Source organism: Aurantimonas coralicida DSM 14790, assembly GCF_000421645.1.
Taxonomy (GTDB): Bacteria; Pseudomonadota; Alphaproteobacteria; order Rhizobiales; family Rhizobiaceae; genus Aurantimonas; species Aurantimonas coralicida.
The window spans coordinates 294,219-317,819 of the sequence record NZ_ATXK01000002.1 but is presented as its reverse complement, the minus strand read 5'-3'; the positions used below and the strand labels follow the sequence as shown (position 1 = coordinate 317,819).

The 23,601-nt window shown below is 67.9% G+C and carries 26 protein-coding genes; 14 read left to right on the top strand and 12 right to left on the bottom strand.

Annotated elements, in window-relative coordinates:
* Nucleotides 1–35: 35 nt before the first annotated feature.
* The 7 genes from gph to H536_RS0106065 all read right to left on the bottom strand — a co-directional run bounded on the left by gph (nt 36) and on the right by H536_RS0106065 (nt 5,788).
* On the bottom strand, nt 36–722 hold the full coding sequence (gene gph / locus H536_RS0106095) for a phosphoglycolate phosphatase (RefSeq protein ID WP_051141522.1): 687 nt from the start codon (nt 720–722) through the stop codon (nt 36–38).
* The gene (locus H536_RS0106090; protein WP_024349622.1) at nt 722–1,279 is read right to left on the bottom strand and encodes a thioredoxin family protein; all 558 of its coding nucleotides are present in this window, start codon (nt 1,277–1,279) and stop codon (nt 722–724) included. Before H536_RS0106090 ends, gph begins: the two co-directional genes overlap by 1 nt.
* Nucleotides 1,280–1,362: 83 nt before the next feature.
* A complete protein-coding gene (locus tag H536_RS0106085; RefSeq protein WP_024349621.1) occupies nt 1,363–2,148 on the bottom strand; it encodes an SDR family NAD(P)-dependent oxidoreductase in 786 nt (261 codons plus the stop codon).
* On the bottom strand, nt 2,148–3,194 hold the full coding sequence (locus H536_RS0106080; RefSeq protein ID WP_024349620.1) for a phosphotransferase: 1,047 nt from the start codon (nt 3,192–3,194) through the stop codon (nt 2,148–2,150). Before H536_RS0106080 ends, H536_RS0106085 begins: the two co-directional genes overlap by 1 nt.
* Before the next feature lie 10 nt (nt 3,195–3,204).
* Entirely contained in the window at nt 3,205–4,407 is a 1,203-nt protein-coding gene (locus tag H536_RS0106075; RefSeq protein ID WP_024349619.1) for an acetyl-CoA C-acyltransferase, read from the bottom strand.
* Between the two features lie 50 nt (nt 4,408–4,457).
* On the bottom strand, nt 4,458–4,913 hold the full coding sequence (locus tag H536_RS0106070) for a MaoC family dehydratase (RefSeq protein WP_035694700.1): 456 nt from the start codon (nt 4,911–4,913) through the stop codon (nt 4,458–4,460).
* A 56-nt stretch (nt 4,914–4,969) separates the two neighbouring features.
* Entirely contained in the window at nt 4,970–5,788 is an 819-nt protein-coding gene (locus tag H536_RS0106065) for an SDR family oxidoreductase (protein WP_024349617.1), read from the bottom strand.
* Nucleotides 5,789–5,905: 117 nt separating this feature from the next.
* On the opposite strand from H536_RS0106065, the gene H536_RS0106060 reads away from it, so the two are divergent.
* The 10 genes from H536_RS0106060 (at nt 5,906) to H536_RS0106015 (ending at nt 16,087) form a co-directional block, all read left to right on the top strand.
* Nucleotides 5,906–6,664, top strand: coding sequence for a TetR/AcrR family transcriptional regulator (locus H536_RS0106060; protein WP_024349616.1), 759 nt, complete (start codon nt 5,906–5,908; stop codon nt 6,662–6,664).
* A 17-nt stretch (nt 6,665–6,681) separates the two neighbouring features.
* Nucleotides 6,682–7,911: an acyl-CoA dehydrogenase family protein gene (locus H536_RS0106055; protein ID WP_051141541.1), complete on the top strand. Its 1,230-nt coding sequence runs from the start codon at nt 6,682–6,684 to the stop codon at nt 7,909–7,911.
* A 92-nt stretch (nt 7,912–8,003) separates the two neighbouring features.
* Nucleotides 8,004–8,267 (top strand): BrnT family toxin, encoded by a 264-nt coding sequence (locus tag H536_RS0106050; RefSeq protein WP_024349614.1) that lies wholly within the window; start codon nt 8,004–8,006, stop codon nt 8,265–8,267.
* Nucleotides 8,254–8,469 carry a type II toxin-antitoxin system BrnA family antitoxin gene (gene brnA, locus H536_RS0106045; protein ID WP_024349613.1) on the top strand — a complete coding sequence of 72 codons (216 nt, stop codon included), beginning with the start codon at nt 8,254–8,256 and terminating at the stop codon, nt 8,467–8,469. Before H536_RS0106050 ends, brnA begins: the two co-directional genes overlap by 14 nt.
* A gap of 81 nt (nt 8,470–8,550) precedes the next feature.
* Nucleotides 8,551–9,519, top strand: coding sequence for an NADPH:quinone oxidoreductase family protein (locus H536_RS0106040; protein ID WP_024349612.1), 969 nt, complete (start codon nt 8,551–8,553; stop codon nt 9,517–9,519).
* A 78-nt stretch (nt 9,520–9,597) separates the two neighbouring features.
* Nucleotides 9,598–10,644, top strand: a complete 1,047-nt coding sequence (locus H536_RS0106035) for an alcohol dehydrogenase catalytic domain-containing protein (protein ID WP_024349611.1) — start codon at nt 9,598–9,600, stop codon at nt 10,642–10,644.
* 156 nt (nt 10,645–10,800) lie between these two features.
* Entirely contained in the window at nt 10,801–12,576 is a 1,776-nt protein-coding gene (locus H536_RS0106030) for an N-acetylglutaminylglutamine amidotransferase (protein ID WP_024349610.1), read from the top strand.
* Between the two features lie 7 nt (nt 12,577–12,583).
* The gene (gene ngg / locus H536_RS0106025; protein ID WP_024349609.1) at nt 12,584–14,395 is read left to right on the top strand and encodes an N-acetylglutaminylglutamine synthetase; all 1,812 of its coding nucleotides are present in this window, start codon (nt 12,584–12,586) and stop codon (nt 14,393–14,395) included.
* The gene (locus tag H536_RS0106020) at nt 14,395–15,549 is read left to right on the top strand and encodes an osmoprotectant NAGGN system M42 family peptidase (RefSeq protein ID WP_024349608.1); all 1,155 of its coding nucleotides are present in this window, start codon (nt 14,395–14,397) and stop codon (nt 15,547–15,549) included. The genes ngg and H536_RS0106020 overlap by 1 nt, the downstream gene beginning before the upstream one ends.
* 103 nt (nt 15,550–15,652) lie before the next feature.
* A complete protein-coding gene (locus tag H536_RS0106015; RefSeq protein ID WP_155898402.1) occupies nt 15,653–16,087 on the top strand; it encodes a hypothetical protein in 435 nt (144 codons plus the stop codon).
* 21 nt (nt 16,088–16,108) lie between these two features.
* Here the strand turns inward: H536_RS0106015 and H536_RS0106010 are convergent, their stop codons facing one another.
* The 3 genes from H536_RS0106010 to H536_RS0106000 form a co-directional block, all read right to left on the bottom strand.
* Nucleotides 16,109–16,969: a polysaccharide deacetylase family protein gene (locus H536_RS0106010; RefSeq protein ID WP_024349606.1), complete on the bottom strand. Its 861-nt coding sequence runs from the start codon at nt 16,967–16,969 to the stop codon at nt 16,109–16,111.
* A 94-nt stretch (nt 16,970–17,063) separates the two neighbouring features.
* The gene (gene fdhD / locus H536_RS0106005) at nt 17,064–17,924 is read right to left on the bottom strand and encodes a formate dehydrogenase accessory sulfurtransferase FdhD (RefSeq protein ID WP_035694634.1); all 861 of its coding nucleotides are present in this window, start codon (nt 17,922–17,924) and stop codon (nt 17,064–17,066) included.
* 106 nt (nt 17,925–18,030) lie between these two features.
* Nucleotides 18,031–18,915, bottom strand: coding sequence for a LysR family transcriptional regulator (locus tag H536_RS0106000; RefSeq protein WP_024349604.1), 885 nt, complete (start codon nt 18,913–18,915; stop codon nt 18,031–18,033).
* A gap of 108 nt (nt 18,916–19,023) precedes the next feature.
* Here H536_RS0106000 and queF point away from each other — a divergent pair, with 108 nt between their 5' ends.
* From queF to H536_RS0105980, 4 genes are all read left to right on the top strand, one after another.
* Nucleotides 19,024–19,485 carry a preQ(1) synthase gene (gene queF, locus H536_RS0105995; RefSeq protein ID WP_024349603.1) on the top strand — a complete coding sequence of 154 codons (462 nt, stop codon included), beginning with the start codon at nt 19,024–19,026 and terminating at the stop codon, nt 19,483–19,485.
* 165 nt (nt 19,486–19,650) lie between these two features.
* Nucleotides 19,651–20,778: a 3,4-dihydroxy-2-butanone-4-phosphate synthase gene (gene ribB, locus H536_RS0105990; RefSeq protein WP_024349602.1), complete on the top strand. Its 1,128-nt coding sequence runs from the start codon at nt 19,651–19,653 to the stop codon at nt 20,776–20,778.
* A 301-nt stretch (nt 20,779–21,079) separates the two neighbouring features.
* Nucleotides 21,080–21,385, top strand: coding sequence for a hypothetical protein (locus H536_RS0105985; protein WP_024349601.1), 306 nt, complete (start codon nt 21,080–21,082; stop codon nt 21,383–21,385).
* A gap of 72 nt (nt 21,386–21,457) precedes the next feature.
* A complete protein-coding gene (locus tag H536_RS0105980; protein WP_024349600.1) occupies nt 21,458–21,877 on the top strand; it encodes a hypothetical protein in 420 nt (139 codons plus the stop codon).
* On the opposite strand, the gene H536_RS0105975 is transcribed toward H536_RS0105980, so the two are convergent.
* Nucleotides 21,858–22,472 carry a hypothetical protein gene (locus H536_RS0105975; RefSeq protein ID WP_024349599.1) on the bottom strand — a complete coding sequence of 205 codons (615 nt, stop codon included), beginning with the start codon at nt 22,470–22,472 and terminating at the stop codon, nt 21,858–21,860. The two genes, H536_RS0105980 and H536_RS0105975, sit on opposite strands and share 20 nt — an antisense overlap.
* A gap of 117 nt (nt 22,473–22,589) precedes the next feature.
* The gene (gene pcaQ, locus H536_RS0105970; RefSeq protein ID WP_024349598.1) at nt 22,590–23,513 is read right to left on the bottom strand and encodes a pca operon transcription factor PcaQ; all 924 of its coding nucleotides are present in this window, start codon (nt 23,511–23,513) and stop codon (nt 22,590–22,592) included.
* Nucleotides 23,514–23,601: the final 88 nt, after the last annotated feature.

Here is a 23,601-nt window from a genome sequence, read left to right as displayed (position 1 = left end):
GTCAGGCGTGCATCCCGTTTCTCGGGAGAGCGGTGTCAGGCCGGGGCGGACCGCAGGGTCGAGACGGCGGCGCCCAGCCCGTCGAGCCGGTCGATGACCGCATCCGCACCGAGATCGTCGGCGGCGATGCTCGTATAGCCGCCCCGCAGCACGACGACCGCCATGCCGGCGGCCTTGGCGGCGGCCACGTCGTTCTCGCTGTCGCCGACGAAGACGACCTGATCGACGGCAAGGCCCAGGCGCTCGCAGGCGAGGAGCAGAAGGCCCGGCTCGGGCTTCTTCGCCGGGCCGGCATCGCCGCCGGCCACCACCTGCATCAGCTCCGACAGACCGAAATGGCTGAGGATCTCGCGCGTTGCGGCCTCGGGCTTGTTGGTGACGACGCCGATCGGGATGCCGGCGTCGACCAGCGCGCGGGTCGCCTCGCTGGCGCCGGCGGTGAGTGTCGTCAGTTCGGTGGCGCGGGGCTCGTAGATCGCCAGGAAGCGCGCGACCATGCGGTCGCGCTCGGCCGGGTCGATGCTCTTGCCGAGACCCTCCCAGGCGCGCTCGATGAGCACCGGCACGCCGCGGCCGACCATGCGGGTCACCGCCTCCAGCGTGAAGGGCGGCTCGCCATAGCTTGCCAGCGTCTCGTTCAGCGCGGCGTGGATGTCGGGGGCGGAATCGACGAGGGTGCCGTCGAGATCGAAGAGGACCGCCTGCGGCCAGTTGCCGGCCATCAGGCGGTTTCCTTCCATTTGATCGAACAGCCGATGGAGGGGATCTGCTCGGCCGGCCCCTTGCCGGTCTCGGCGACCTGGCGCATGGCGTCGAAGAGGTCGCGCGCCGTGCCCTCGGGCGCGACGACCTTGCGCGAGGCATCGATGCGGCCGCGATATTGCAGGCCGAGATCGCCGTTGAAGCCGAAAAAATCGGGCGTGCAGACCGCGCCATAGGCCCGGGCGACGCTCTGGTCCTCGTCGTAGAGATACGGGAACGGGAATGCGTGCTGGCGCGCGAAATCCTGCATCCGCTCGAAGGAATCCTCCGGGAAGCGCTCGGCGTCGTTGGATGAGATCGCCACCGTGCCGATGCCCAGCTCCGCCAGTTCGGCCGCGTCGCGGACCAGCCGCTCGATCATCGCCTTCACATAGGGGCAGTGATTGCAGATGAAGGCCACCAGCAGGCCGTTCTCGCGCTTGTGGTCGAAGATGCGGTGCTGCTTGCCGTCGACGCCGGTGAGTTCGGCGTCGATCGCCTTCCAGCCGAAGTCGCAGATCGGTGGCTGTGCGGCCATGGTTCGTCCTTCTCGCTTCGGGCGCCCGCCCGAGACCTAGGGGAAACGCGCCGGAAAATCGAGCCGGACCGCCTCCCCGCGGTTCAGATCGCCGTCAGGCCGCCATCGACGGGAATGGCCGCGCCGGTCATGAAGCCGTTGGCCGGATCGGCCGCAAACAGCACGGCCGTCACCACCTCGTCGATCTCGGCAAGCCGGCGCATCGGAATGCCGCGGACGATCTTCTGCTCGGCCTCGCTCGCCTCCGTGGCCCCGGCCAGCGAACCCGGCGCGCCCAGCACCATGGCGGTGCGGGCAAAGGACGGGCAGACGGCGTTGATGCGCAGGCCGCGGCGGGCGTTCTCGGCGGCGGCGGATTTCGTCAGGCCGATCACCCCGTGCTTGGCGGCGGCATAGACCGACAGAAGCGGCGCCCCGCCGAGCCCTGCGACCGAAGCGACATTGACGATCGCCGCCTTGGTGCCGTCGCGGGCAAAGCGCGCATTCATCGCCGCGATCTGGTGCTTCATGGCGAAGAACACGCCCATCAGGTCGACGGCGATCACCCGCTCGGCCTCTTCGGCGCTGATCTCCTGCAGGCGCTTGTAGTCATGGGCAATGCCGGCATTGTTGATGGCGATGTCGAGGCCGCCGAAGTGCTCGGTCGCCAGATCCACCAGTGCGGAGGCGGTCGCTTCGCGCGAGACGTCGCCGGCCAGTGTCGCAATCTCCGTGCCAGTCAGTTCGGCGGCGAGGGCTTCCAGCGAGCCCTCGTCCCGGTCGGTGAGGACCAGCCGCGCCCCTTCGGCGGCGAGCGCCGTGGCAATCGCCCGGCCGAAACCGCCGGCTGCTCCCGAAACGAGAACCGCCCTCCCCGCAAAGCGCGCCATCAGGCTTCCTTCTCGATCAGGTCGATGGCGAGCTGCGCCAGGACCGGCACGTTGCGGCCATAGACCTTGGCCTTCTCCGGATTGGAGGCGTTGCCCTGGGTGTAGCGCTTGAAGACGCCCTGCAGGATCGCCGCGAGCCGGAAGAAGGAGAAGGCGACATAGAACGGCCAGTGGTCGATGCCGTCGATGCCGCGCCGCTCGCAATAGCGCGCCACATACTGCTCCTCGGTCGGAATGCCGAGGGCGGCCCGGTCGAGGTCGCCCAGCCCCTTGAAGGAGCCGGCATTGGGCAGGCGCCACTGCATGCACTGGTAGGAGAGATCGGCCAGCGGATGGCCGAGAGTCGACAATTCCCAGTCCAGGACCGCCAGGATCGTCGGCTCCTTCTTGGCGAAGATCATGTTGTCGAGGCGGAAATCGCCATGGACGAGGCCGGACGCGCCATCATCGGGCGGCAGGTTCTTCTCCAGCCACGCGATCAGTTCGTCCATCGCCGGGATCGGGTCGATCTTCGACTGCCGGTACTGCTCTGTCCAGCGCGAGAGCTGGCGCTCGAAATAGCTTCCCGGCCGGCCGAAATCGGCCAGACCCACCGAATCCACATCCACCGAATGCAGCGCCGCCAGCGCGGCGTTCATGGCGTCGTAGATCGCCCCGCGTTCCTCAGGAGTGGCGATTTCCGGCAGGGCCGGGTCCCAGAAGATGCGGCCGTCGCAATGTTCCATGACGAAGAAGGTCCGGCCAAGCGGCGACTGGCTCTCGCTCGCCAGATGCAGCATGCGCGGCACCGGCACGTCGCTGCCGGCGAGCGCCTGCATGACGCGGAACTCCCGGTCCACCTGGTGGGCGGATTTCAGCAGTTCGCCCGGCGGCTTGGCGCGCAGGACATAGGTGCCGCTCTCGGCATCGAGCCGCCAGGTGGGGTTCGACTGCCCCGCCTGGAACTTGACCATGCGTTCGAGCCCGTGGAAGCCCTCCACATGCTCTTCCAGATACTGGCCGAGCGCCGCTTCGTCGATCGTCCGGTCGTCGCCGTCAGTCGTCATCGTGCGCCTTTCACAGGACCTCGAAGAGGCCGGCCGCGCCCATGCCGCCGCCGACGCACATGGTCACGACGACCCAGCGCACGCCGCGCCGCTTCCCCTCGATGAGGGCGTGGCCGGCCATGCGGGCGCCGGACATGCCGTAGGGATGGCCGATCGAGATCGCGCCGCCATCGACATTGAGGATCTCGCCGGAGATACCGAGCCGGTCGCGGCAATAGATCGCCTGGGAGGCGAAGGCCTCGTTCAGCTCCCACAGGCCGATGTCGCCGATCTTCAGGCCGTTCTTTTCCAGCAATTTCGGCACCGCGAAGACCGGGCCGATGCCCATCTCGTCGGGATCGCAGCCGGCCACCGCGATGCCGGCATAGCGGCCAAGCGGCTGCAGGCCGCGGCGCTCGGCGTCGCGCGCTTCCATCAGCACCGCGGCGGAGGCGCCGTCGGAGAGCTGCGAGGCGTTGCCTGCGGTGATGAAGCGCCCTTCGGCGACCTCCTGGCCGTCCTTGAAGACCGGGTTCAGCTTCTGAAGATCGGCGAGCGTCGTCTGCGGCCGGTTGCCCTCGTCGCGGTCGATGGTGACCTCGCGGTCGGAGATCTCGCCGGTCTCGCGATCCTTGACCTTCATGGTCACGGTCATCGGCACGATCTCGTTGTCGTAGCGGCCGGCCTGCTGCGCGGCGGCCGTGCGCTGCTGCGACTGCAGCGCGAAGGCGTCCTGGTCCTCGCGCGAGATGCCATAGCGGTCGGCGACGATCTCGGCGGTCTCCAGCATCGACATGTAGAGGTCGGGCCGGTGCTCGCGCAGCCAGGGATCGGCGGCGCGGAACATGTTCATCTTGTCGTTCTGGACCAGCGACACCGATTCCAGCCCGCCGCCGACCGCCACGGTCATGTTGTCCTGGACGATCTGCTTGGCGGCGATGGCGATGCCCATCAGGCCGGAGGCGCATTGCCGGTCGACCGACATGCCGGCGACCTGGGTCGGCAGGCCGGCGCGCAGCGCGCACTGGCGGGCGATGTTGGTGCCGGTGGAGCCCTGCTGCAGGGCCGCGCCCATCACCACGTCCTCGATCTCGGCCGGATCGACGCCGGCGCGCTCGACCGCGTGGCGGATGGCATGCCCGCCCAGCGCCTGGGCCTGGGTGTCGTTGAAGGCGCCGCGATAGGCCTTGCCGATCGGCGTGCGGGCCGTCGAGACGATGACCGCTTCTCTCATGGGTTAGGTGTTCCCTCGGTTGGTGCGCGCGTATGGCGGTGGGCGTCGGCTCAGTCGGTCGGCGGTTCCAGCACCGCCAGGGTGATCCACTGCGCGGTCAGGGCCGGCTTGGTGGCGCCCTCGATCTCGATCGAGGCGTCCCAGGTGGTCTGCAGGCTGACCGCGCGCTCGGCGAGCGCGACCATCTTGAAGACGCCGCGCACCCGCGCCCCGGCCTTGACCGGATTGAGAAAGCGCACGCGATCGAAGCCGTAATTGATGCCCATCCGGGTGGTCTTCACACCGGGCAGCGCGTCATAGGCGAGCGGCGACAGCAGCGAGATGGTCAGGAAGCCATGGGCGATCGTGCCGCCGAAGGGCGTTTCGGCCTTCGCCCGCTCCGGGTCCACATGGATGAACTGATAGTCGCGCGTCGCAGCCGCAAAGCCGTCGATCATCGTCTGGTCGACGGTCATCCAGTCGGAGGTGAGCGGCGCGCCATCGAGATGGGCGCGATAGGCCTCCATCGAGACCAGGCGGGCCTTCAGGGCCGCCTCGGTCGCGGCGACCGAATCCAGTTCCATCAGTGCTCCTCGAACAGTTCGTGACCGGTCTCGACCCCGATGCCGCCGTCCAGCGGCAGGATCGCGCCCGTGGTATATGCGCCGCCGCGGCCGCAAAGGAACAGGGCCGCCCCGGCAATATCGTCCGGCGCGCCGATCCGGCCCATCGGAACGCCGCGCCCGACTGCGGCGGCCTTTTCGTCCGTGCCCGTCGCGAAGGCCGTCATCTTCGACTGGAAGGGACCCGGCGCAAAGGCGTTGACGGTGATGTGGCGCGCGGCGAATTCCTTAGCGAGGCAGCGCGTCAGATGATGCACCGCCGCCTTGGAGGCCGCATAGGAATAGACGTTCTCGGCCAGGGGCGCGGCGCCCATCACCGAGCCGAGATTGACGATCCGGGCCGGGTCCTCGGCGCTGGCGGACTTCTCCAGCAGCGGCAGCAGCCGCTGGGTCACGGTGAAGAGGCCGGCGACATTCACCCCCATGACCTTCGCCCAGGCGCTGTAGGGAAACTCTTCCAGCGGCGCGCCCCAGGAGACGCCGGCATTGTTGAACAGGATGTCGAGCCGGTCGGTGCGGGCCTGCACCGCTTCGGCCAGCGCCGCGACACCGGCCTCGCTGGACACATCGCCGGCAAAGCCCTCGACCGCGCCCGGATGGCCCTCGGCATTGATCTCGGCCGCCGTCGCCTCGCAGGCCTCGGCCTTGCGGGAGGCGATGAGAACCCGCGCGCCGCCGCCGGCCAGCGCCGTCGCGATCATCCGGCCGATGCCCGTCGCACCGCCGGTCACGAGGGCGGTCTTGCCCTCGACGGAAAACAGGCGTTCCAGCATCGGCATGGTCATCGGCGGTCCCTCCCGGTCGCTTGCGTCGGCGCCCGTCCGGCGACGGCGCGACGCGAAATCCTTCGTGCCGCAATTGACATCATACTCGCGAGTATGTCCAGTGGCGACAGGATGACGAGCGCGAGAACCACAGGCGACACTCAGGAGACCGGGGCCCGGCCGCGCCGGGCGGCGGCGCCGTCGCGCTCGCGGCGCGACCGGGACTTCGTGGCGGCGCGCGGCGGCGATGGCGATCCGGACGGCGTGCGGGCGGCGATCCTGGCCGCCGCGGCCCGGGCTTTCGGCGAAAGCGGCTATGCGGCGGCGTCCATCGACGACGTCGCCCGCCGCATGGGCGCGACCAAGGGCATCGTCTATCATTACTACCGCTCGAAGAACGATCTGTTCTTCGACGTCTGCCAGCACGGCATGGCGCTGGATTTCGCCGCCGTCACCCCGCATGCCCAGTCGCGCGACCGGGCGGTGACGCGGCTGCGGGCCATGGCCGAGGCCCACATCATGACGATGATGCACGAGGTCCATTTCCAGCTGGTGATCCTGCAGGGCGTCTCGCGGCATCTCAACAACCCGACGACGCCGGAGGACAAGGCGTCGCTCGACACGCTGATCGCCGAGCGGGACCGCTACGAGGCACTGTTCCGCGGGGTGATCGCCGAGGCGCGGACCCAGGGCGACCTGCCGGCGACGAGCGACATCTCCCTGGCGGGCAAGACATTCCTGGCGGTGATCAACTCGCCGGTCTTCTGGTATCGGGAGCGGGACGGCGAGACGGCGGACGATCGCCGGACCATCGCCCGCGACCTGGCATTCTTTGCATTGCGCGGCGCCGGTGCCGACGACAGCATTCTTGAGGAGGAATTCGACCGATGAACCAACAGAACGGCGCGATGGCGCTGGGCATGACCGAGCGGCTGAAGCCGATCCATGCGGCGGTGCGCGACATGGTGCGCAACGAGATCACGCCGGCCGGCGAGGAATTCCTCGCCGAGGTGCCGAAGGAAGGCCGCTGGGTCTATACGGCGCGCCAGAAGGAAATCCTCGAAGGGCTGAAGGCGACGGCCAAGAGCCGCAAGCTGTGGAATTTCTGGCTGACGGATTCCGAGCGCGGCTACGGCCTGTCCACCGTCGAATACGCCTATCTCGCCGAGGAGATGGGCAAGACGCATCTGGGCGCCGAGACCTTCAACTGCTCGGCCCCCGACACCGGCAACATGGAAGTCTTCGAGCGCTATTGCACGCCCGAGCAGCAGGCGCCGTGGCTGCCCCGCCTGCTCGATGGCGAGATCCGCTCGGCCTATCTGATGACCGAGCCGGATGTCGCCTCCTCCGACGCAACCAACGTGTCGATGCCCTGCGTCGCCGACGGCGACGATTACGTGCTGAACGGCGAGAAATGGTGGTCGTCCGGCGCCGGCGATCCGCGCTGCGAGATCTACATCGTCATGGTCAAGACCGGCGGCGACGAGCTGCCCAAGCACAAGCGCCATTCGATGATCCTGGTGCCGGCCGACACGCCGGGCATCGAGATCCTGCGCGCCATGACCGTCTATGGCGACGACGACGCGCCGCATGGCCACATGCATATCCGCTTCACCGACGTGCGGGTGCCGAAATCGGCAATGATCCTGGAGGAAGGCCGCGGTTTCGAAGTGGCCCAGGGCCGGCTCGGACCCGGCCGCATCCACCATTGCATGCGCGCCATCGGCCATGCCGAGGCGGCGCTGGAGATGATGTGCGCCCGGTCGCTGCGCCGCGAGGCCTTTGGCAAGCCGCTGGCCCAGCTCGGCGCCAATTACGACATCATCGCCAAGTGCCGCATGGACATCGAGATGGCACGCCTGCTCTGCCTGAAGGCGGCCTGGATGATGGACCAGGGCGACCAGCGGGCCGCCGCGCCCTGGATCAGCCAGATCAAGGTCGTCGCCCCCAACGTCGCCCTGTCGGTGATCGACGAGGCGGTGCAGATGTTCGGCGGCGAAGGCATTTCCCAGGACACGCCGCTGGCCCGCATGTGGACCCATGTCCGCACCCTGCGGCTTGCCGACGGCCCCGACGCCGTGCACCGCCGTCAGGTGGCGCGCTGGGAACTGGCCAAGCACACCCAACAGAAGGTCTAACGCCGGATCAGCGAGACCGGGGCGGTCAGGCCGCCTCGGTCAGCATGGTGGAAAGGTATGGAAATTGCGCCGTTTCCATACCAATATGACCCATGCAGTTCGAGTACGATCCGAACAAGAGCACGGCGAACAAGGCCAAGCACGGTATCGACTTCGAGGACGCCCAGCGCATCTGGGACGATCCGTGGATGATCGAGGCGCCAGCCCGCACCGATGACGAACCCCGCTTCCTGGCGATTGGCCGGATCGGCGAGAAACACTGGGCGGCCATCTATGCCGTTCGCACCGGCAGGGTCCGGCTGATTTCCGTGCGGCGGGCCAGACAACAGGAGGTCGCATTCTATGAAAGCGCATGATCTCGATGCGGCATTCGACGCCGGCGAGGATGTGAGCGACCAGATCGACTGGTCGAAGGCCCGGCGGCCCAATGTCGAAACCCGGCGCGTCAATGTCGACTTCCCCGCCTGGGTCGTGACGGGTCTCGACCAGCAGGCCCGGCGCCTCGGCGTGACCCGCCAGGCGCTGATCAAGCTGTGGATCGCCGAACGCCTGTCCTGAAACCCTGCCGGCCCCGTCTGCGCAGCCCTCGCGCAACCGCGATGCCGTGACGGCGCCGGCCGCAAGCCCTTAGGAACTTCCATGAAAGCCATCGTCTGCGAAGACTTCGGTCCGATCGAAAACCTCGTCTACAAGGATGTCGACGAACCGTCGCCCACGGGCCGGGAGGTCGTCATCGAGGCCGAGGCGGTCGGCGTGAACTATCCGGACGGCCTGCTCGTCCAGGGACTGTATCAGGCCAAGCCCGATGTGCCGTTCATCCCGGGTATGGAAAGCGCTGGCACCGTCGTCGCGGTCGGCCCCGACGTGACGCGGCTGAAGGTCGGCGACCGGGTCGTCGCCTCGATGCAGCTCGGCGCCTTTGCCGAAAGGGTCGCCGTGGACGAGGCCGCGGCCATGCCCCTGCCCGACGGGTTCGATGCCGAAATCGCCTGCGCCCTCGTCTGCGGCTACGGCACCGCCCATCACGCGCTGAAGCAGCGTGCCGACCTCAAACCCGGCGAGACGCTGCTCGTCCTCGGCGCGGCCGGCGCCACGGGCCTTGCCGCCATCCAGATCGGCAAGACCATGGGCGCGCGGGTGATCGCCGTCGCCTCGTCGGCCGAAAAGCAGGCGCTGGCCAGGGCCGAGGGTGCCGACGAGGCGATCGGCTACGAGGATCTGCGCGGCGACATCAAGCGGCTGACAGACGGCGCCGGCGTCGATGTCGCCTTCGACCCCGTCGGCGGCGAGGCCTTCGACGCGCTGGCCCGGTCGATGGCCTGGAACGGCCGGTTACTGGTCATTGGCTTTGCCTCCGGCACCATCCCGAAACTCCCGGTCAATCTTGCCCTGGTGAAGGGCTACAGCCTCGTCGGCGTGTTCTGGGGCTCCTTCACCCGCAAGGAGCCGGAGGTCTTCGCCGACAATATGCGCGAGCTGATGGGCTGGGCCGTCAACGGCAGCGTCCGCCCGCATGTCTCGGAACGGGCGAAGCTCGCCGATGCCGCCGATGTCCTGCGCCGCATGCACGACCGCCAGACCACCGGCAAGATCGTCCTCGTTCCGTAAGATGCAGCCTCCGCCGGGCCGAAACCGACGGCCCGGTCACGCGTTCGCACACGAGACATCCCGTTTCCGGAGACATCCATGTCCGCCATTCCCGATACGATGCAGGCGCTCGTCCTCAAATATGACGGCTATTCCGGCACCGCCGAAGGCCCGACCATCGAGGACCTGAAGGACTGGGTCTCGCTGGAGGAGATCGCCGTGCCGAAGCCGGAAGGCCGGCAGGCGCTGGTCCGCATCGGCCTTGCCAACATCAACCCGTCCGATCTCCACTACATCAAGGGCGAATACGGACAGCCGCGGCGCAAGGGTGTCGCCGCCGGCTTCGAGGCGATGGGCGAGGTCGTGGCGGCCGGCGAGGACCCGGCGGCGGCCAAGCTGGTCGGCCAGCGTGTCGCCGTCTCGGTGGCGCGCACCGGGACCGGCGCCTGGGCGCAATATGCCCTCACCGATGCCGGTGCGGTCGTGCCGCTGGCCCCGCAGATGCGCGACGAGGATGCCGCGGCGCTGATCGTCAATCCGCTCAGCGCCTGGGCCATGGTGCATCTGGCCAAGGAGCACGGTGCGAATTCCTTCGTGATGACCGCCGGCGCCAGCCAGCTTTGCAAGCTGATGGCCTCGCTTGCCCGCGACCTGGGCATGCACGCCATCGCGGTCGTGCGACGCGAGGAGCATCGCAGCACGCTGGAAGGCCTCGGCGCGGGCACGGTGCTCAACACCGCCCGGGAGGATTTCGAGGACATGCTCCTGCAGGCGATGAAGCAGAACCAGCCGAAGATGCTGCTGGACGCCGTGGCGGACAATCACTCGGCAACGATCTTCTCGGCCATGCCGGCCGGGTCGCACTGGGTGATCTACGGCAAGCTCTCGCAGGAGGCGCCCCGCCTGCCGGCGCTGGGCCAGATGGTCTTCATGAAGAAGGTCATCGAGGGCTTCTGGCTGACCGAATGGCTCGGCCGCGCGACGCCCGAGCAGCGCGTCGAAGCCTTCACCGAAGTGCAGAAACGCTTCATCAGCGGTGCCTGGAAGACCGATGTCGCCGAGACCATTCCGCTCGCCGAGGCGCCGGACCGGCTCGCCGGGGCTCTCGAAGGCATGAACCGCGGCAAGGTCTTCCTGCGGCCCTGAGGGCGGCCTGCCGCGGCGCGATCTCGCTGCACCGCGGCAAAAACTCGGCCGCTTCGGTTCATGTCCGGCCGGCGCGGCCTATATGCCCGTTTCACCCGAGCGTCCGGCCGCATCGCAGGCGGGCGCCACGACGACGAGACAGGCTCTGGAGGCGACATGTGCGGAATTTGCGGTGAGATCCGGTTTGACGGAAATTCGGCGTCGCCGGAACGCATTTCCAGAATGTCCGCCTGCCTCGAGCGCCGCGGCCCCGACGGCTCCGGCCAGGTGGTGCGCGGTCGGGTCGGCCTCGGCCACCGCCGGCTGAAGATCATCGATCTGAGCGAGAAGGCCGAGCAGCCGATGGTCGACCCCGATCTCGGCCTGACCATCGCCTTCAACGGCTGCATCTACAATTATCCGGAACTGCGCCAGGAGCTGGAGGGCAAGGGCTACCGCTTCTTCTCCCATGGCGACACCGAGGTGATCCTGAAGGCGTACCACGCCTGGGGCCGCGACTGCGTCAAGCGCTTCCACGGCATGTTCGCCTTCGTCCTGCACGAGCGCGAGACCGGCCGGGTGCTGCTCGCCCGCGACCGCTTCGGCATCAAGCCGCTCTATCTCTCGCAGAACGACAAGCGCCTCTATGTCGGCTCGTCGCTGCAGGCGATCCTGCGCACCGGCGACGTCGACACCTCGATCGACCGCGAGGCGCTGCACCACTACATGACGTTTCACGCGGTGGTGCCGCCGCCGCTGACCATCGTCAAGGGCGTGCGCAAGCTGCCGCCGGCGACGACGCGGCTGATCGAGGCCGACGGCAGCTACAGCGACGAGATGTTCTGGGCGCCGAACTTCGCACCCCTGCCGGGCGACGAGAAGCTGTCCTCCAACGACTGGCGCGACCTCGTCATGGAGTCGCTGAAGACCGCCGTCGCGCGCCGCATGGTCGCCGACGTGCCGGTCGGCGTGCTGCTGTCGGGCGGCGTCGATTCCTCGCTGATCGTCGGGCTCCTCGCCGAGGCCGGCCAGAAGGACCTCAACACCTTCTCGATCGGCTTCGAGGACGCCAATGGCGAAGTCGGCAACGAGTTCGAGTTCTCCGACCTGATCGCCAATCACTACGGCACCGAGCACCACAAGATCTTCGTGCCGGGCTCGGAGCTGATGGAGCATCTGCCCGGCACCATCGCCGCGATGTCGGAGCCGATGGTCTCCTACGACAATGTTGGCTTCTACCTCCTGTCGCGCGAGGTCTCCAAGCACATCAAGGTGGTCCAGTCGGGCCAGGGCGCCGACGAGATCTTCGGCGGCTATCACTGGTACCCGCCGATGGTCGGCGCCAAGGATCCGCTGGCCGCCTACAGCCGCGCCTTCTTCGACCGCTCCGACGAGACGCTGCGCCGGCAAATCTCGCCGGAATGGCACGCCGAGAGCGACGTCAGCCGCGAATTCGTCGAGCGCCATTTCGCCATGGCCGGCGCCACCAACCCGGTCGACAAGGCGCTGCGGGTCGACGCCCACATCATGCTGGTGGACGATCCGGTCAAGCGCGTCGACAACATGACCATGGCCTGGGGCCTGGAGGCGCGGGTGCCGTTCCTCGACCACGAGCTGGTCGAGCTGGCCGCGCGCGTGCCGGCCGAGGAGAAGCTCAAGCAGGAGGGCAAGGGCGTCCTCAAGGAAGTCGCCCGGCAGGTCGTCCCGTCCGAGGTGATCGACCGCAAGAAGGGCTATTTCCCGGTCCCGCAGCTCAAATACATCTCCGGCCCCTATCTCGACATGGTGCAGGACACGCTGCGCTCCGACAGCGCCCGTTCGCGCGGCCTGTTCCGCGACGACTATCTCGACACGCTGTTCGCCAATCCGGCGGACCACATCACGCCGCTGCGCGGCTCGGAACTCTGGCAGGTCGCGCTTCTGGAAATGTGGCTTCAGCAGCAGGAGCTGTGATCGCGCCATGGCCGACATGAGAGACAAGCAGCAGCACGGGGTCGACAAGCACCGCCTGCGGCGGATGCATCGCGACGGCATGAAACCGCCGATCAACCAGCCGGGCGGTGCCGCCTACCAGGCGCAGGAAAACGCCATTCTCGATTGCGGCTGGGGCCGGCTGGTCTTCGGCCAGACCTTCGACGATCCCAAGGAACTGGTCAGCAGCCTGCGCGAGGAAGGCACGGCGCGGCGCGACATCGCCTTCTATGTGCGCGATCCCCATGTCCTGCTCAGCCACGCGCCGCAGGAGATCTTTCTCGACCCGTCCCACACCTACCGGCTGGATCTCGCGACCTATCGCAGCGATCCGCGCCGGCCGCGCGGCTATTTCATCCGCCGCATGTCGTCGGAACAGGATGCCAACGAGGTCAACCGCATCTACCAGAGCCGCGGCATGGTGCAGGTGCATCCCGGCTTCTTCTGGTCGAACCGCGACAACCGGGCGCTGACCTATTTCGTTGCAGAGGACGAGACCACCGGCGCGATCATCGGCACCGTCACCGGCGTCCACAATCGCCGCGCGTTCAACGACCCGGAGAACGGCTCCTCGCTCTGGTGCCTGGCCGTCGATCCGCAGGCCACCCAGCCCGGCATCGGCGAAGCGCTGGTGCGGCGCCTCGCCGAGCATTTCCAGGCGCGCGAATGCGCCTTCATGGATCTGTCGGTGATGCACGACAACGACAAGGCGATCGCCCTCTACGACAAGCTCGGCTTCTACCGGGTCCCGTATTTCGCCGTGAAGCGCAAGAACGAGATCAACGAGAAGCTGTTCACCGGCACCGACGACGATTACGACCATCTCAATCCCTACGCCCGGATCATCGTCGACGAGGCCCGGCGGCGCGGCATCCATGCCGAGGTCACCGACGCGCCGGGCGGCTTCTTCCGCCTGACCCAGGGCGGTCGCACGATCCATTGCCGCGAGAGCCTGTCGGAGCTCACCTCCGCCATCGCCATGTCGATCTGCGACGACAAGTCGGTCACCCGGCGCACCGTCGAGGCGGCCGGCGTCAAGGTGCCCGAACAGATGGACGCGGATGTCGGCGACGAGGCCATCGCCGCCTTCATCGAGACCCATAGCAGCATCGTGGTGAAGCCGGCGCGCGGCGAACAGGGCCGTGGCATCGCCGTCGGCATCGACAATCTGGAGGACGCGAAGACCGCCATAGCGGCGGCCCGCCAGCAATCCGACCGGGTGCTGCTGGAGGCCTGCTTCAACGGCGAGGATCTGCGGCTCATCGTCATCGACTACCGGCTGGTGGCCGCCGCGCTGCGCCGGCCGCCGCACATCACCGGCGACGGCCGCTCCAGCGTGCGCGAGCTGATCGAGCATCTGTCGCGACGCCGCGCGGCCGCCACCGGCGGCGAAAGCCGCATTCCCGACGACGCCGAGACGGCGCGCTGCGTGAAGAATGCCGGCTACGACATGGATTCCGTCCTGCCCAAGGGCGAATGGATCGCCGTGCGCAAGACGGCCAATCTGCACACTGGCGGGACCATCCACGACGTCACCGGCGAGGTGCATCCGACGCTGGTCCAGGCGGCCATCGCGGCGGCCCGCGCGATCGAGATCCCGGTGACCGGCATCGACCTGATGGTCAAGGATCCGCGCCGCCCCGACTACGTCTTCATCGAGGCCAATGAGCGGCCGGGTCTGGCCAATCACGAGCCGCAGCCGACGGCCGAGCGTTTCATCGACCTCTTGTTTCCCCTGTCGATACCGTTTTCAGTGCGCGCAGCCAGGAATCAGCAGCAGAAATCACGGAAGGACGAATAGTGCCGCGGCTTGCCATCGATGCCCAGTATCTGACGGACCAGCTCAAGGCGCTGCTCACCATCCCCAGTCCGACCGGTTACACGGACACCATCGTGCGCCATGTCGCCAAGGAGCTGGAGCGCCTCGGCCTGACCGCCGAGCTGACCCGCCGCGGCGCCATCTCGGCCGTCCGCCAGGGCTCGCGCCGGGCCTCGGCCCGCGCCATCGTCAGCCATCTCGACACGCTCGGCGCCCAGGTGAAGCAGCTCAAGGACAATGGCCGGCTGGAACTGGTGCCGATCGGCATGTGGTCGGCGCGCTTTGCCGAAGGCGCCCGCGCGACGCTGTTCACAGAGGCCGGCACCTATCGCGGCACCATCCTGCCGCTGAAGGCCTCGGGCCATACCTACAACATGGAAATCGACACCATGCCGGTGGGCTGGGACTATGTCGAAATGCGCGTCGACGCGCTGTCGCGCAATCGCGAGGAGCTCGACAAGCTGAAGATCGAGATCGGCGACACGGTCGCCATCGATCCGCAGCCCGAATTCATGGAAAACGGCTTCATCGTCTCCCGCCATCTCGACAACAAGGCCGGCGTCGCGGTGATGCTGGCGGCGATCGAGGCGATGGAGCGCGAGGGCGTGTCGACGCCGGTGGACATCCACTGGCTGTTCACCATCGCCGAGGAGGTGGGCGTCGGCGCCGCCTCGATCCTCACCCCCGACGTCGCCTCGATGATCGCCGTCGACAACGGCACCTCGGCGCCCGGCCAGAACTCGTCGGAATTCGGCGTGACCATCGGCATGTCCGACCAGTCCGGCCCGTTCGACTTCCATCTGACCAAGAAGCTGGTGCGGCTCTGCATCGACGAGGACATCAGCTACCAGAAGGACATCTTCAAGTTCTACCGCTCGGATTCGGCCTCGGCGATCGAGGCCGGCCACGACGTGCGCACCGCCCTCATCACCTTCGGCGTCGATGCCTCGCACGGCTACGAGCGCATCCACATGCACGCGCTGCGCTCGCTGTCGGAGCTGATCACCGCCTATGCCACCTCGCCGGTGGAGATCGAGCGCGACCGCAATCAGCATGCCGGCATCAAGGGCTTCACCCGCCAGCCGGCGATCGAGGCGGAACAGGAACTGGCCGAGGATTCCGAACCGGCGGAATGACCCGGGCGGACAGTCCGGGCGGCCGTCGAATCCCCTCCCCTCGCCCCCTCTAGCGGGCTAGGATGATCCTGCCCGCACAGGAGCGGCACGACGGGGGAACAGCGTGACGGCGCAGGCATCGATGGCGATCGCGATGGAATGGTCGGATGCGTGGATCGCGATCGCGGTGCGCCAGCCGGTCATCACCGCCGCGGGACTGGCGCTGGCGCTGCTGTCGCTGATCCTGACGCGCAGCGTCGTCATCTTCCTGGCGGCGGTGTTTCTCGCCCTGACCGCCGTCCTCGCCACCGCGCCGGTGGACGATCCGCTGCAGCGCAAGGTCCTGGCCTATGGGTGCCTGGCCGTGATCCTCGCGGTCTCGCTGGTCGCCATGGCCCTGCGCGTGCGGCTGCGCGACACGCGGGACCGGCTGCGCCAGTCGCAGGCCCGCGAGGCCGAACTCCAGGAGCTCTATGATGGCGAGGTGCGGTGGCGCCAGGCCGCCGGCGGCCGGCGCGAGACGCTGCCTCCGGGGCCGAGCGAGACATTCGGGGCCTGAGCCCCGGCGCCTCGCCTTCCGTCAGAAGCTCGCGTCGGACAGGAGCATCGGTCCCGACGGACGGCCCGCCGGCACCAGCCGCACCACCTTGAAGCCGCGCTCCTGCAGCGCCTGCAGGAAGTCCGGCAGCATCGCCGCCGTGCGCGACTGGATGTCGTGGAACAGCACGATGCCGCGGCCGTGCTTTTCCAGCGACAGAAGGGTGCGGTCGCGCACGATCGACGGCGCGTCGCGGAAATAGTCCTTGGAGTCGATGTCGACGTCGATCGCCACGACGCCCTCGCCCGACAGGCGCTCGCGCAGCGGCCGCGTATCGGCCAGATAGGGAAAGCGGAAGAACGGCGCCGGGCGCCGGCCGATCGGCGCGAGCGCCGCCGAGACGCTGCGCTGGCCGCGATGGATCTCGGCGATGGCCGCGTCGGCGCTGAGGGTGCGCAGATTGGCGTGGCCCTCGGTGTGGGTGCCGATCGTGTGGCCGTGCAGCGCCACGTCCTGGGCGATCTTCGGATAGGCGCGGGCCATCTGGCCGACCATCAGGAAGGTCGCGCCGACGCCGTATTCGTCGAGAGCGCGCAGGATCTTGTGGGTCTTCCCCGGAATTGGGCCGTCATCGAAGGTGAGGACCACCTCCTTGGGTTGCAGCACGATGTCGGAGATGTGGCTGACTTCCAGCGTGCGACCGTTCAGCGGCGAGGACGAGACCGGCGCGAAGGACTGGAACAGCGGGAAGGCGCCGTCTGAAGCATCGGGCGCGAAACCGAGCGCGGCGACCGAAGTCGTGGCGGTCGGGCCCTTCATCGCAAGGCTTCTCGCCTCGTTGTGGCCGCAGCCGGCAATGAGGGCGAGCGCCAGAATGGCGGCCCCGGCACGAAACAGTTTCATGACAGCGATCCGGAGAGTTTCGACGCTCCGGTTGTATCGCGCCATGGTTAACGCCCGGTTGCGCGCCTTGCCCGTTTCGATCCGCCGGCCGGGATCAGGCGCTCCGGGGCCGGGCCTCGCCACCTGCGCGATGCTTACCCAATGCCGCGTCGGCGCCCGCGATGCGCGCCGGATGGGTGAATATCTCGAAACCCTCGCCGCGCACCACCGCCACCAGCGTGATGCCGGTGGCCTGCGCCTCCGCGATGGCAAGCTCCGTGGGAGCCGAGATCGCCGCGATCAGACCGCAGCCCATTACCGCCGCCTTCTGGATCAGCTCCACCGAGACCCGGCTGGTGATGGTCAGGAAGCCGGCGGCGGGCTCTATGCCGGCCCCGGCCAGATGACCGGCCACCTTGTCCAGCGCATTGTGCCGGCCGACATCCTCGCGCAGCACCACCATGTCACCACCCGGCTGGTGAAACGCCGCCGCGTGGACGGCCCGCGTCAGCCGCGTCAGCTCCTGCTGCCGCGCCATCGCCGCCACCGCCTCGGTCAGTTCGGCGGGCGCGACGGAGAATCCTGCCGCTTCGACTGTCGGCAGGTCGCGGCCGGCGAGCTCCAGCGATTCCACGCCGCAGAGACCGCAGCCCACCGGCCCGGTCATCTGGCGTCGGCGGGCGGTGTAGGTCGCGGCGCGGGCCTCGCTCAGCCATAGCCGGCAGTCGATGCCGAGGTCGCTGTCGACGATCTCCATCCGTTCGATCTCGTCGGGACGGGTGACGATGCGCTCGTTCAGGGCCAGGCCGATGCCGAGGTCCCGGATATGGGAGGGCGTCGCCATCATCACCGCATGGGTCGAGCCGTTGACCGAGATCGCGACGGCGGTCTCCGCCGGCACCTGGCGCGTCACCGATGCGAAGGCGCCATCCCGAAAGACGATGCTCTGCGTGCCCGTCGACGGGTTGCGGGTCATGCCAGATCCTTCTTGCGGCAGGCGGCGCGGATCGACGTCCACGCCGGTCCCTGGCCAAGTGGAGCAGACCGGCGTCGCCGCAAGCGCCCTCGTCGCAACGACGTCTTCAAGCCTCGTCCGGCAGCGCGCTTTCCTCCCAGAAGGCGGTCAGGATCGGCGGACGCGGATCGCGCCGGGCCGTGACCAGCCCGATGCGGTAGCTGACGTCGCCATCGGTGATGGGGATCGCCACCATCGGCTCTGCCAGCCCCAGCGTATCGGCAAAGGGACAGGGCATGATCGTCGCCAGGTCCGCGGCCCGCACCTGCGCCAAGAGCGCGATCATCGAGTTCGATTCCATCACCGCCCGGAACGCCCGCCCCTCGGCCCCAAGATGCCGGTTGAGGATCTGCCGGTTCTGCATGTCGCCCGACAGGAGGCAGAGCGGGATCGAGGCCGCCTCCTCCCAGGTCACGCTCGCCTTGTCGGCCAGGCGGCTGCCGCGGGTCGTCACCAGGCAGTAGCGCTCGGCATAGAGCGGCCGTGTATCCAGCCGGCGCAGGCGCTCGTCGTCGAGATAGGTCAGGGCGACGTCGATCTCGAAATTCTCGACGCCCTGCACGATCTCGGTCGAGGTGTGGGACATGACCTCGAAGGACACATCGGCGTGCCGCGCCAGGAAGGGCGTCGTCAGCCGCGCCACCACCGGCAGCGCCGTCGGCACCGCGCCGATCCGCAGATGGCCGGAAAGGCCGGACCGGACGGTGCGGATCTCTTCGCGCATGGTGCGCAAATCGTCGGTGATCCGCCGCGCCCAGACGAGGACGCGTTCGCCCTCCTCGGTCATGCCCTGGAACCGCGAGCCGCGATTGACCAGCGTCACCTCGAGCCGCTCCTCCAGCTGGCGGAGGCCCGCCGACAGGGTCGGCTGGGTGATGCCCAGCCGTTCGGCGGCGCGGCCGAAATGCTTCTCGCCGGCCAGCATGATGAGATATTCGAGCTTGTCGATCATCGCGGCACCCTATCAATCGCCGGACCACGCTCCTACATGCATCGGCTTCGCGCCGCCGCTGTCCCCAGGAAGCGGCGCAGTCCTTCCGACGGCTTTACGGACGCTTCCATGGTTTCTCCCGACGATCTCTCCCAACTCGGCCGCGACGCTCGTCCCGCCGCCTCGCCCGAAGAGGCGGTGCTGGAAACGGTGCCCTACACGCGCGGCGACGGCGCCCCGGCCATCGTGCGCTTCACCTGCCCGGAATTCACCTCGCTCTGCCCGGTGACCGGCCAGCCCGACTTCGCCCATCTCGTCATCGACTACGCGCCGGACGAGCGGCTGGTGGAATCGAAGTCGCTGAAGCTGTTCCTGACGAGCTTCCGCAATCACGGCGCCTTCCACGAGGATTGCACGGTCTCGGTCGGCCGGCGCATCGTCGCCGCGACCAAGCCCCTGTGGCTGCGCATCGGCGGATACTGGTATCCGCGCGGCGGCATCCCGATCGACGTGTTCTGGCAGACCGGCCCCGCCCCCGAGGGCGCCTGGGTCCCGGAGACCGGCGTACCGCCCTATCGCGGTCGCGGCTGACCACTGCGTTCGGAGCGGCCGCATTGATCGCCGGGCGCCCCGCGCCTAAAGCATCGAGGAAGCAAGCGCGACGGCGCGGCGACGGCCCTTGCGGCTCGGCCGGCCGGGGTCGCGGAGACGAGGCGGCATGCCGGGGCGCATGACCTGCAATCGGAGCGGACGGACATGACGGACCAGGACACGCAGCTCGACAGCATCGAATCGGCCATCGCGGCCATCGCCGAGGGCGAGCTCGTCGTCGTCGTCGACGACACCGACCGCGAGAACGAGGGCGACCTGATCATGGCCGCGTCGAAGGCGACGCCGGAAAAGATGGCCTTCATGATCCGCCACACCAGCGGCATCATCTGCGTGCCGATGACCGCCGACCGCGCCGACCGGCTGAACCTGCCGCCGATGGTCGCCAACAATCTCGACCCGATGCGCACCGCCTTCACCGTCTCCGTCGACTACAAGGTCGGCATGACCACCGGCATTTCCGCCGAGGAACGCACCAATACGGTGCGGGCGCTGGCCAACGACAATTGCTCGGGCAGCGACTTCCTGAAGCCGGGCCACATCTTTCCGCTGATCGCCCGCGATGGCGGCGTCCTCACCCGCTCCGGCCACACCGAGGCGGGCACCGATCTCGCCAAGCTGGCCGGCCTGGAGCCGGCCGGCGTCCTGGCCGAGATCGTCAATGACGACGGCACGGTGAAACGGCTGCCGGAGCTGCTGGTCTTTGCCCGCGAGCACGGCCTGAAGATCATCTCCATCGAGGATCTGATCTCCCACCGCATCCGGCGCGAATCCTTCGTCACCTGCGTGCGCGAGGAGCCGATGAAGGTCGGCGGCGTGGATGCCATGCTGCGCATCTACGAGACGCCCTTCGACCAGATGCAGCACGTGGTGGCGGTGTTCGGCGACGTGCGCGACGGTGAGAAGGTGCCGACCCGCATCCATCGCGAGCAGCCGGTGCTCGACCTGTTCGGCCGCACACGGGAGACCAAGACCTGGGTGGAGATCGCGGTCGACCGGCTGAAGAGCCACGGCTCCGGTGTCCTGATGCTGCTGCGCACCCCCAATGTCGACGATTTCGAGACCGGCGAGACGATTGCCGACCATGCCGACGGCGAACGCCACGGCAGTGCCCTGAAGCGCCAGCAGCGCTGGCGCGAGATCGGCGTCGGGGCACAGATCCTGCGCGATCTCGGCGTGCGCTCGATCTCGGTCGTGGCGACGCATGAGCGCGCCTATGTCGGCCTCACCGGCTTCGGCATCGAGGTCGCCGGGACCATTCTCGTCGAGGACTGAGACCGGGCGGCGTCACCCGCTGGCAGCGTGCCGCGCATGGCGGCTGCCGCTCTGTCGCAACCCGACGGCAACCACAGGGCATACCGCAGAGGAACATGCGCGGATTTCCTCTGCCTTATGAACAACATGGGTCAGATGCGCCGTCCGTCGCGCCATAACAGCACAGATTTTGTCTCAACTTGGCACAACTCGCGCGGCGAAGCAAAAACTTCCCCTAAGTCATCATAATCCTGTTGATATTCGTCAGATATGATTCAATCCTCCCCTTGCGCTACATCAAAACAACGGAGGCGTTTTTTCCATGCGCAAGGTCCTGCTTAGCATTTCCGCTATCGCTGCGGTGCTCGCGTTTTCGGCGACCGTCGAAGCCAAAACATACAAGCGGCACATCGCCGAAAACAACGAGAAGGCATATTGCGTCGAGTACGTGCCTTCCACCTACATCTACAATACCCGTGGCAAGAAGGTCGTCGGCGAGAGCCGCTCCTGGGTCGGCGACTTCGTCGACGGCGCCACCATCGTCAAGCGCCGCAATCCGGCCGTGTACAAGACCACGCGGAAGCTCGTCGAGCAGGATCACTACACGCTCGTCGAAGGCGCCTGCTGACATCGCACGAAGGGGGAGCGAGCCGATGTGCCCGCTCCCCCTTCACCCTTGCCACGGAAGGAGCGGACGCCGATGACCGTCACCGCCAGCTTCACGGCAGCACTCGTCCTGGCCGCCGGCCTGACCATTCCCTTCGGGGAGAAATCTCCCCCCGCCACCGCGCCCGCTCCGCTGCCGGAATACGGGCTCGCCTTTGAATTCGTCGAAGAGGAGCGTGGCTATACGCTGAACGCCCTCGTCCAGGATCGCGCCACCCGCAAGGTGGAGAGCACCACCATCAACCGGTGCGATGCCATCGACATCGAGTCCTTTTCCGAAGGCCTGTTCGGGAGCCCCGTGCGTTGCGACGGGGTGAATTACGTTTTCGAGACCGAGGGCACGGCGATCGTCGTCGAATCCTCCGACACCAAGCCGTCGCGACGGGTCAAGATCCTGCCCCCCGGCCACGCCATCCTGAACGGCATTCCGCTGCTCATGGAGACAGCGCGCTAGAGATCGGGAAGCTCATCCCGTCAAACGCGTCCGGTCGGCGATAGCGGATTTCGCCGTCGATCGTATAGGCCTGCGGCAGCCGGTTCTCCGGCGCGCCGACGGGCGGCGCCGTGCGCGTCGGCGTCACCATCAATCCGGCATCCCAGAAGCGTTCGAGATCGTCCGCCGTCACGCCGTCCTCGTCGTCGGCAAAGGCGATGGCGAGGCCTTCCGTCCCGGTGACCGTCTGCCGCCAGGGTGTCTGGCCGGCGGCCGGCAGCGGCCAGGCGGGCGTCACGGCGGCGTCGGCCGCGCCATCTGCCGGCGCTTCCCAATCCGCGTCCGGACCGGCAGGCTCCCCGTCCGCATCCGCGTCGACGGCCGGCTCCCGGGGCACCAGGAATCCCTCATAGGACAGGGCCGCGATGACATAGGGCGGGACGTAATAGGCGGCGTTGGTCGGGGTGATCGGCCGCACGATGAGTTCCGGCCCGGTCTCGCAGGCCTCGGCGGTCGGGCCGCCGCCATTGTCGAGCGTCACATAGCAGCGCGAGGGGATGCTGGTGCATCCGCCGACGATGGCGAGCGTGAACAGGAGTGGCAGAGCTGGTCGCATCGGGTGTCCCTCGCTGCGACCTTCCACATTTATGGTTAGCGGGCCGTTAATGGCGGCTTGGGCCATCCCGAAGACCGCGTCGGACCGCCCGCGTGCGAGGCCGATCCCGCTGCCGCGTCAGCGAGCCAGCCCGTGCGCGGCCACCGTGGCGCGGATCGCGGCGATGAACAGCCGGAGCGCCGGCGACGGATCGCCCTCCCCGCGCATGGTCAGGCCGACCGGCCCCAGCGTCTCGGCCATGTCGACCGGCAGTTCGGCCAGCATGCCGTCGGCCACGTCCAGCGCCACCACGCCCGACGAAATGAACCAGACCGCATCGGTCTTGCGGACATAGGCGCGGCCGAAACTGTCGACGACGGTCTCGATGCGGTCGCGGCGGCGGGTCAGGCCGTGGGCGATGAAGTAGCGCTCGGCGATCGTCCGGATGGCGGCATCGGCATCGGGAAAGATCAGCGGATAGGCGGCGATCGACCCGGGATCGGCAGCGGTCAGCAGCGGATGGCCGGGGCGCACGACGAGACTGACCCGCTCGGAATAGAGCTGAGCGAAGCTGAAGCCGGCCATCGCATCGGGCTGTCCGAGCCGGCCGATCACCAGGTCGAGGGCGCCGGAGGCAAGCTGCGACAGGAGATAGGCGTTGGGCCCGGAAACGATGGTTAGCCCCGCCTCCGGGGCGGTCCGCGTCATCTCGATCGCCGCATCCGGCACGATGCGCGCGGCGACGCTCGGCAGCGCGCCGATGGCCAGGCGCAGCTGCGATGCGGCCAGCGTCTCGGCGACGCCCTCGATCCCCTGGCTGAGCGCCGCAAGGCTGGCCGAGGCATAGGAATGGAACATCCGCCCCACCGGCGTCAGCGTCGCCCCGCCCCGCCCGCGGCGGACGAGGCGTGCGCCCAGCATCTCCTCGAGTTCGGACAGGGTCTTGGAGACGGCGGGCTGCGATACGTTCAGCCGCACCGCCGCCTTGCCGAGACTGGCGGAGCGGGCTACCTCGATAAAGGTCTTCAGATGTCTCAGACGAACCCGTGGGTCGATTTCCATAATCTCACGGTTATGCGAACTGCGCTGGAATTCATTTTACATGAGTTTTCAGGCGGCTGATAGTGACCGGGTTGAGCTGACGGAGACC

Bases quoted from the DNA above. Each gene is read 5' to 3' on its own strand.
- gph (WP_051141522.1), bottom strand. From the start codon at position 722: ATGGCCGGCAACTGGCCGCAGGCGGTCCTCTTCGATCTCGACGGCACC.
- H536_RS0106090 (WP_024349622.1), bottom strand. From the start codon at position 1,279: ATGGCCGCACAGCCACCGATCTGCGACTTCGGCTGGAAGGCGATCGAC.
- H536_RS0106085 (WP_024349621.1), bottom strand. From the start codon at position 2,148: ATGGCGCGCTTTGCGGGGAGGGCGGTTCTCGTTTCGGGAGCAGCCGGC.
- H536_RS0106080 (WP_024349620.1), bottom strand. From the start codon at position 3,194: ATGACGACTGACGGCGACGACCGGACGATCGACGAAGCGGCGCTCGGC.
- H536_RS0106075 (WP_024349619.1), bottom strand. From the start codon at position 4,407: ATGAGAGAAGCGGTCATCGTCTCGACGGCCCGCACGCCGATCGGCAAG.
- H536_RS0106070 (WP_035694700.1), bottom strand. From the start codon at position 4,913: ATGGAGGCCTATCGCGCCCATCTCGATGGCGCGCCGCTCACCTCCGAC.
- H536_RS0106065 (WP_024349617.1), bottom strand. From the start codon at position 5,788: ATGCCGATGCTGGAACGCCTGTTTTCCGTCGAGGGCAAGACCGCCCTC.
- H536_RS0106060 (WP_024349616.1), top strand. From the start codon at position 5,906: ATGACGAGCGCGAGAACCACAGGCGACACTCAGGAGACCGGGGCCCGG.
- H536_RS0106055 (WP_051141541.1), top strand. From the start codon at position 6,682: ATGGCGCTGGGCATGACCGAGCGGCTGAAGCCGATCCATGCGGCGGTG.
- H536_RS0106050 (WP_024349614.1), top strand. From the start codon at position 8,004: ATGCAGTTCGAGTACGATCCGAACAAGAGCACGGCGAACAAGGCCAAG.
- brnA (WP_024349613.1), top strand. From the start codon at position 8,254: ATGAAAGCGCATGATCTCGATGCGGCATTCGACGCCGGCGAGGATGTG.
- H536_RS0106040 (WP_024349612.1), top strand. From the start codon at position 8,551: ATGAAAGCCATCGTCTGCGAAGACTTCGGTCCGATCGAAAACCTCGTC.
- H536_RS0106035 (WP_024349611.1), top strand. From the start codon at position 9,598: ATGTCCGCCATTCCCGATACGATGCAGGCGCTCGTCCTCAAATATGAC.
- H536_RS0106030 (WP_024349610.1), top strand. From the start codon at position 10,801: ATGTGCGGAATTTGCGGTGAGATCCGGTTTGACGGAAATTCGGCGTCG.
- ngg (WP_024349609.1), top strand. From the start codon at position 12,584: ATGGCCGACATGAGAGACAAGCAGCAGCACGGGGTCGACAAGCACCGC.
- H536_RS0106010 (WP_024349606.1), bottom strand. From the start codon at position 16,969: ATGAAACTGTTTCGTGCCGGGGCCGCCATTCTGGCGCTCGCCCTCATT.
- fdhD (WP_035694634.1), bottom strand. From the start codon at position 17,924: ATGACCCGCAACCCGTCGACGGGCACGCAGAGCATCGTCTTTCGGGAT.
- H536_RS0106000 (WP_024349604.1), bottom strand. From the start codon at position 18,915: ATGATCGACAAGCTCGAATATCTCATCATGCTGGCCGGCGAGAAGCAT.
- queF (WP_024349603.1), top strand. From the start codon at position 19,024: ATGGTTTCTCCCGACGATCTCTCCCAACTCGGCCGCGACGCTCGTCCC.
- ribB (WP_024349602.1), top strand. From the start codon at position 19,651: ATGACGGACCAGGACACGCAGCTCGACAGCATCGAATCGGCCATCGCG.
- H536_RS0105985 (WP_024349601.1), top strand. From the start codon at position 21,080: ATGCGCAAGGTCCTGCTTAGCATTTCCGCTATCGCTGCGGTGCTCGCG.
- H536_RS0105980 (WP_024349600.1), top strand. From the start codon at position 21,458: ATGACCGTCACCGCCAGCTTCACGGCAGCACTCGTCCTGGCCGCCGGC.
- H536_RS0105975 (WP_024349599.1), bottom strand. From the start codon at position 22,472: ATGCGACCAGCTCTGCCACTCCTGTTCACGCTCGCCATCGTCGGCGGA.
- pcaQ (WP_024349598.1), bottom strand. From the start codon at position 23,513: ATGGAAATCGACCCACGGGTTCGTCTGAGACATCTGAAGACCTTTATC.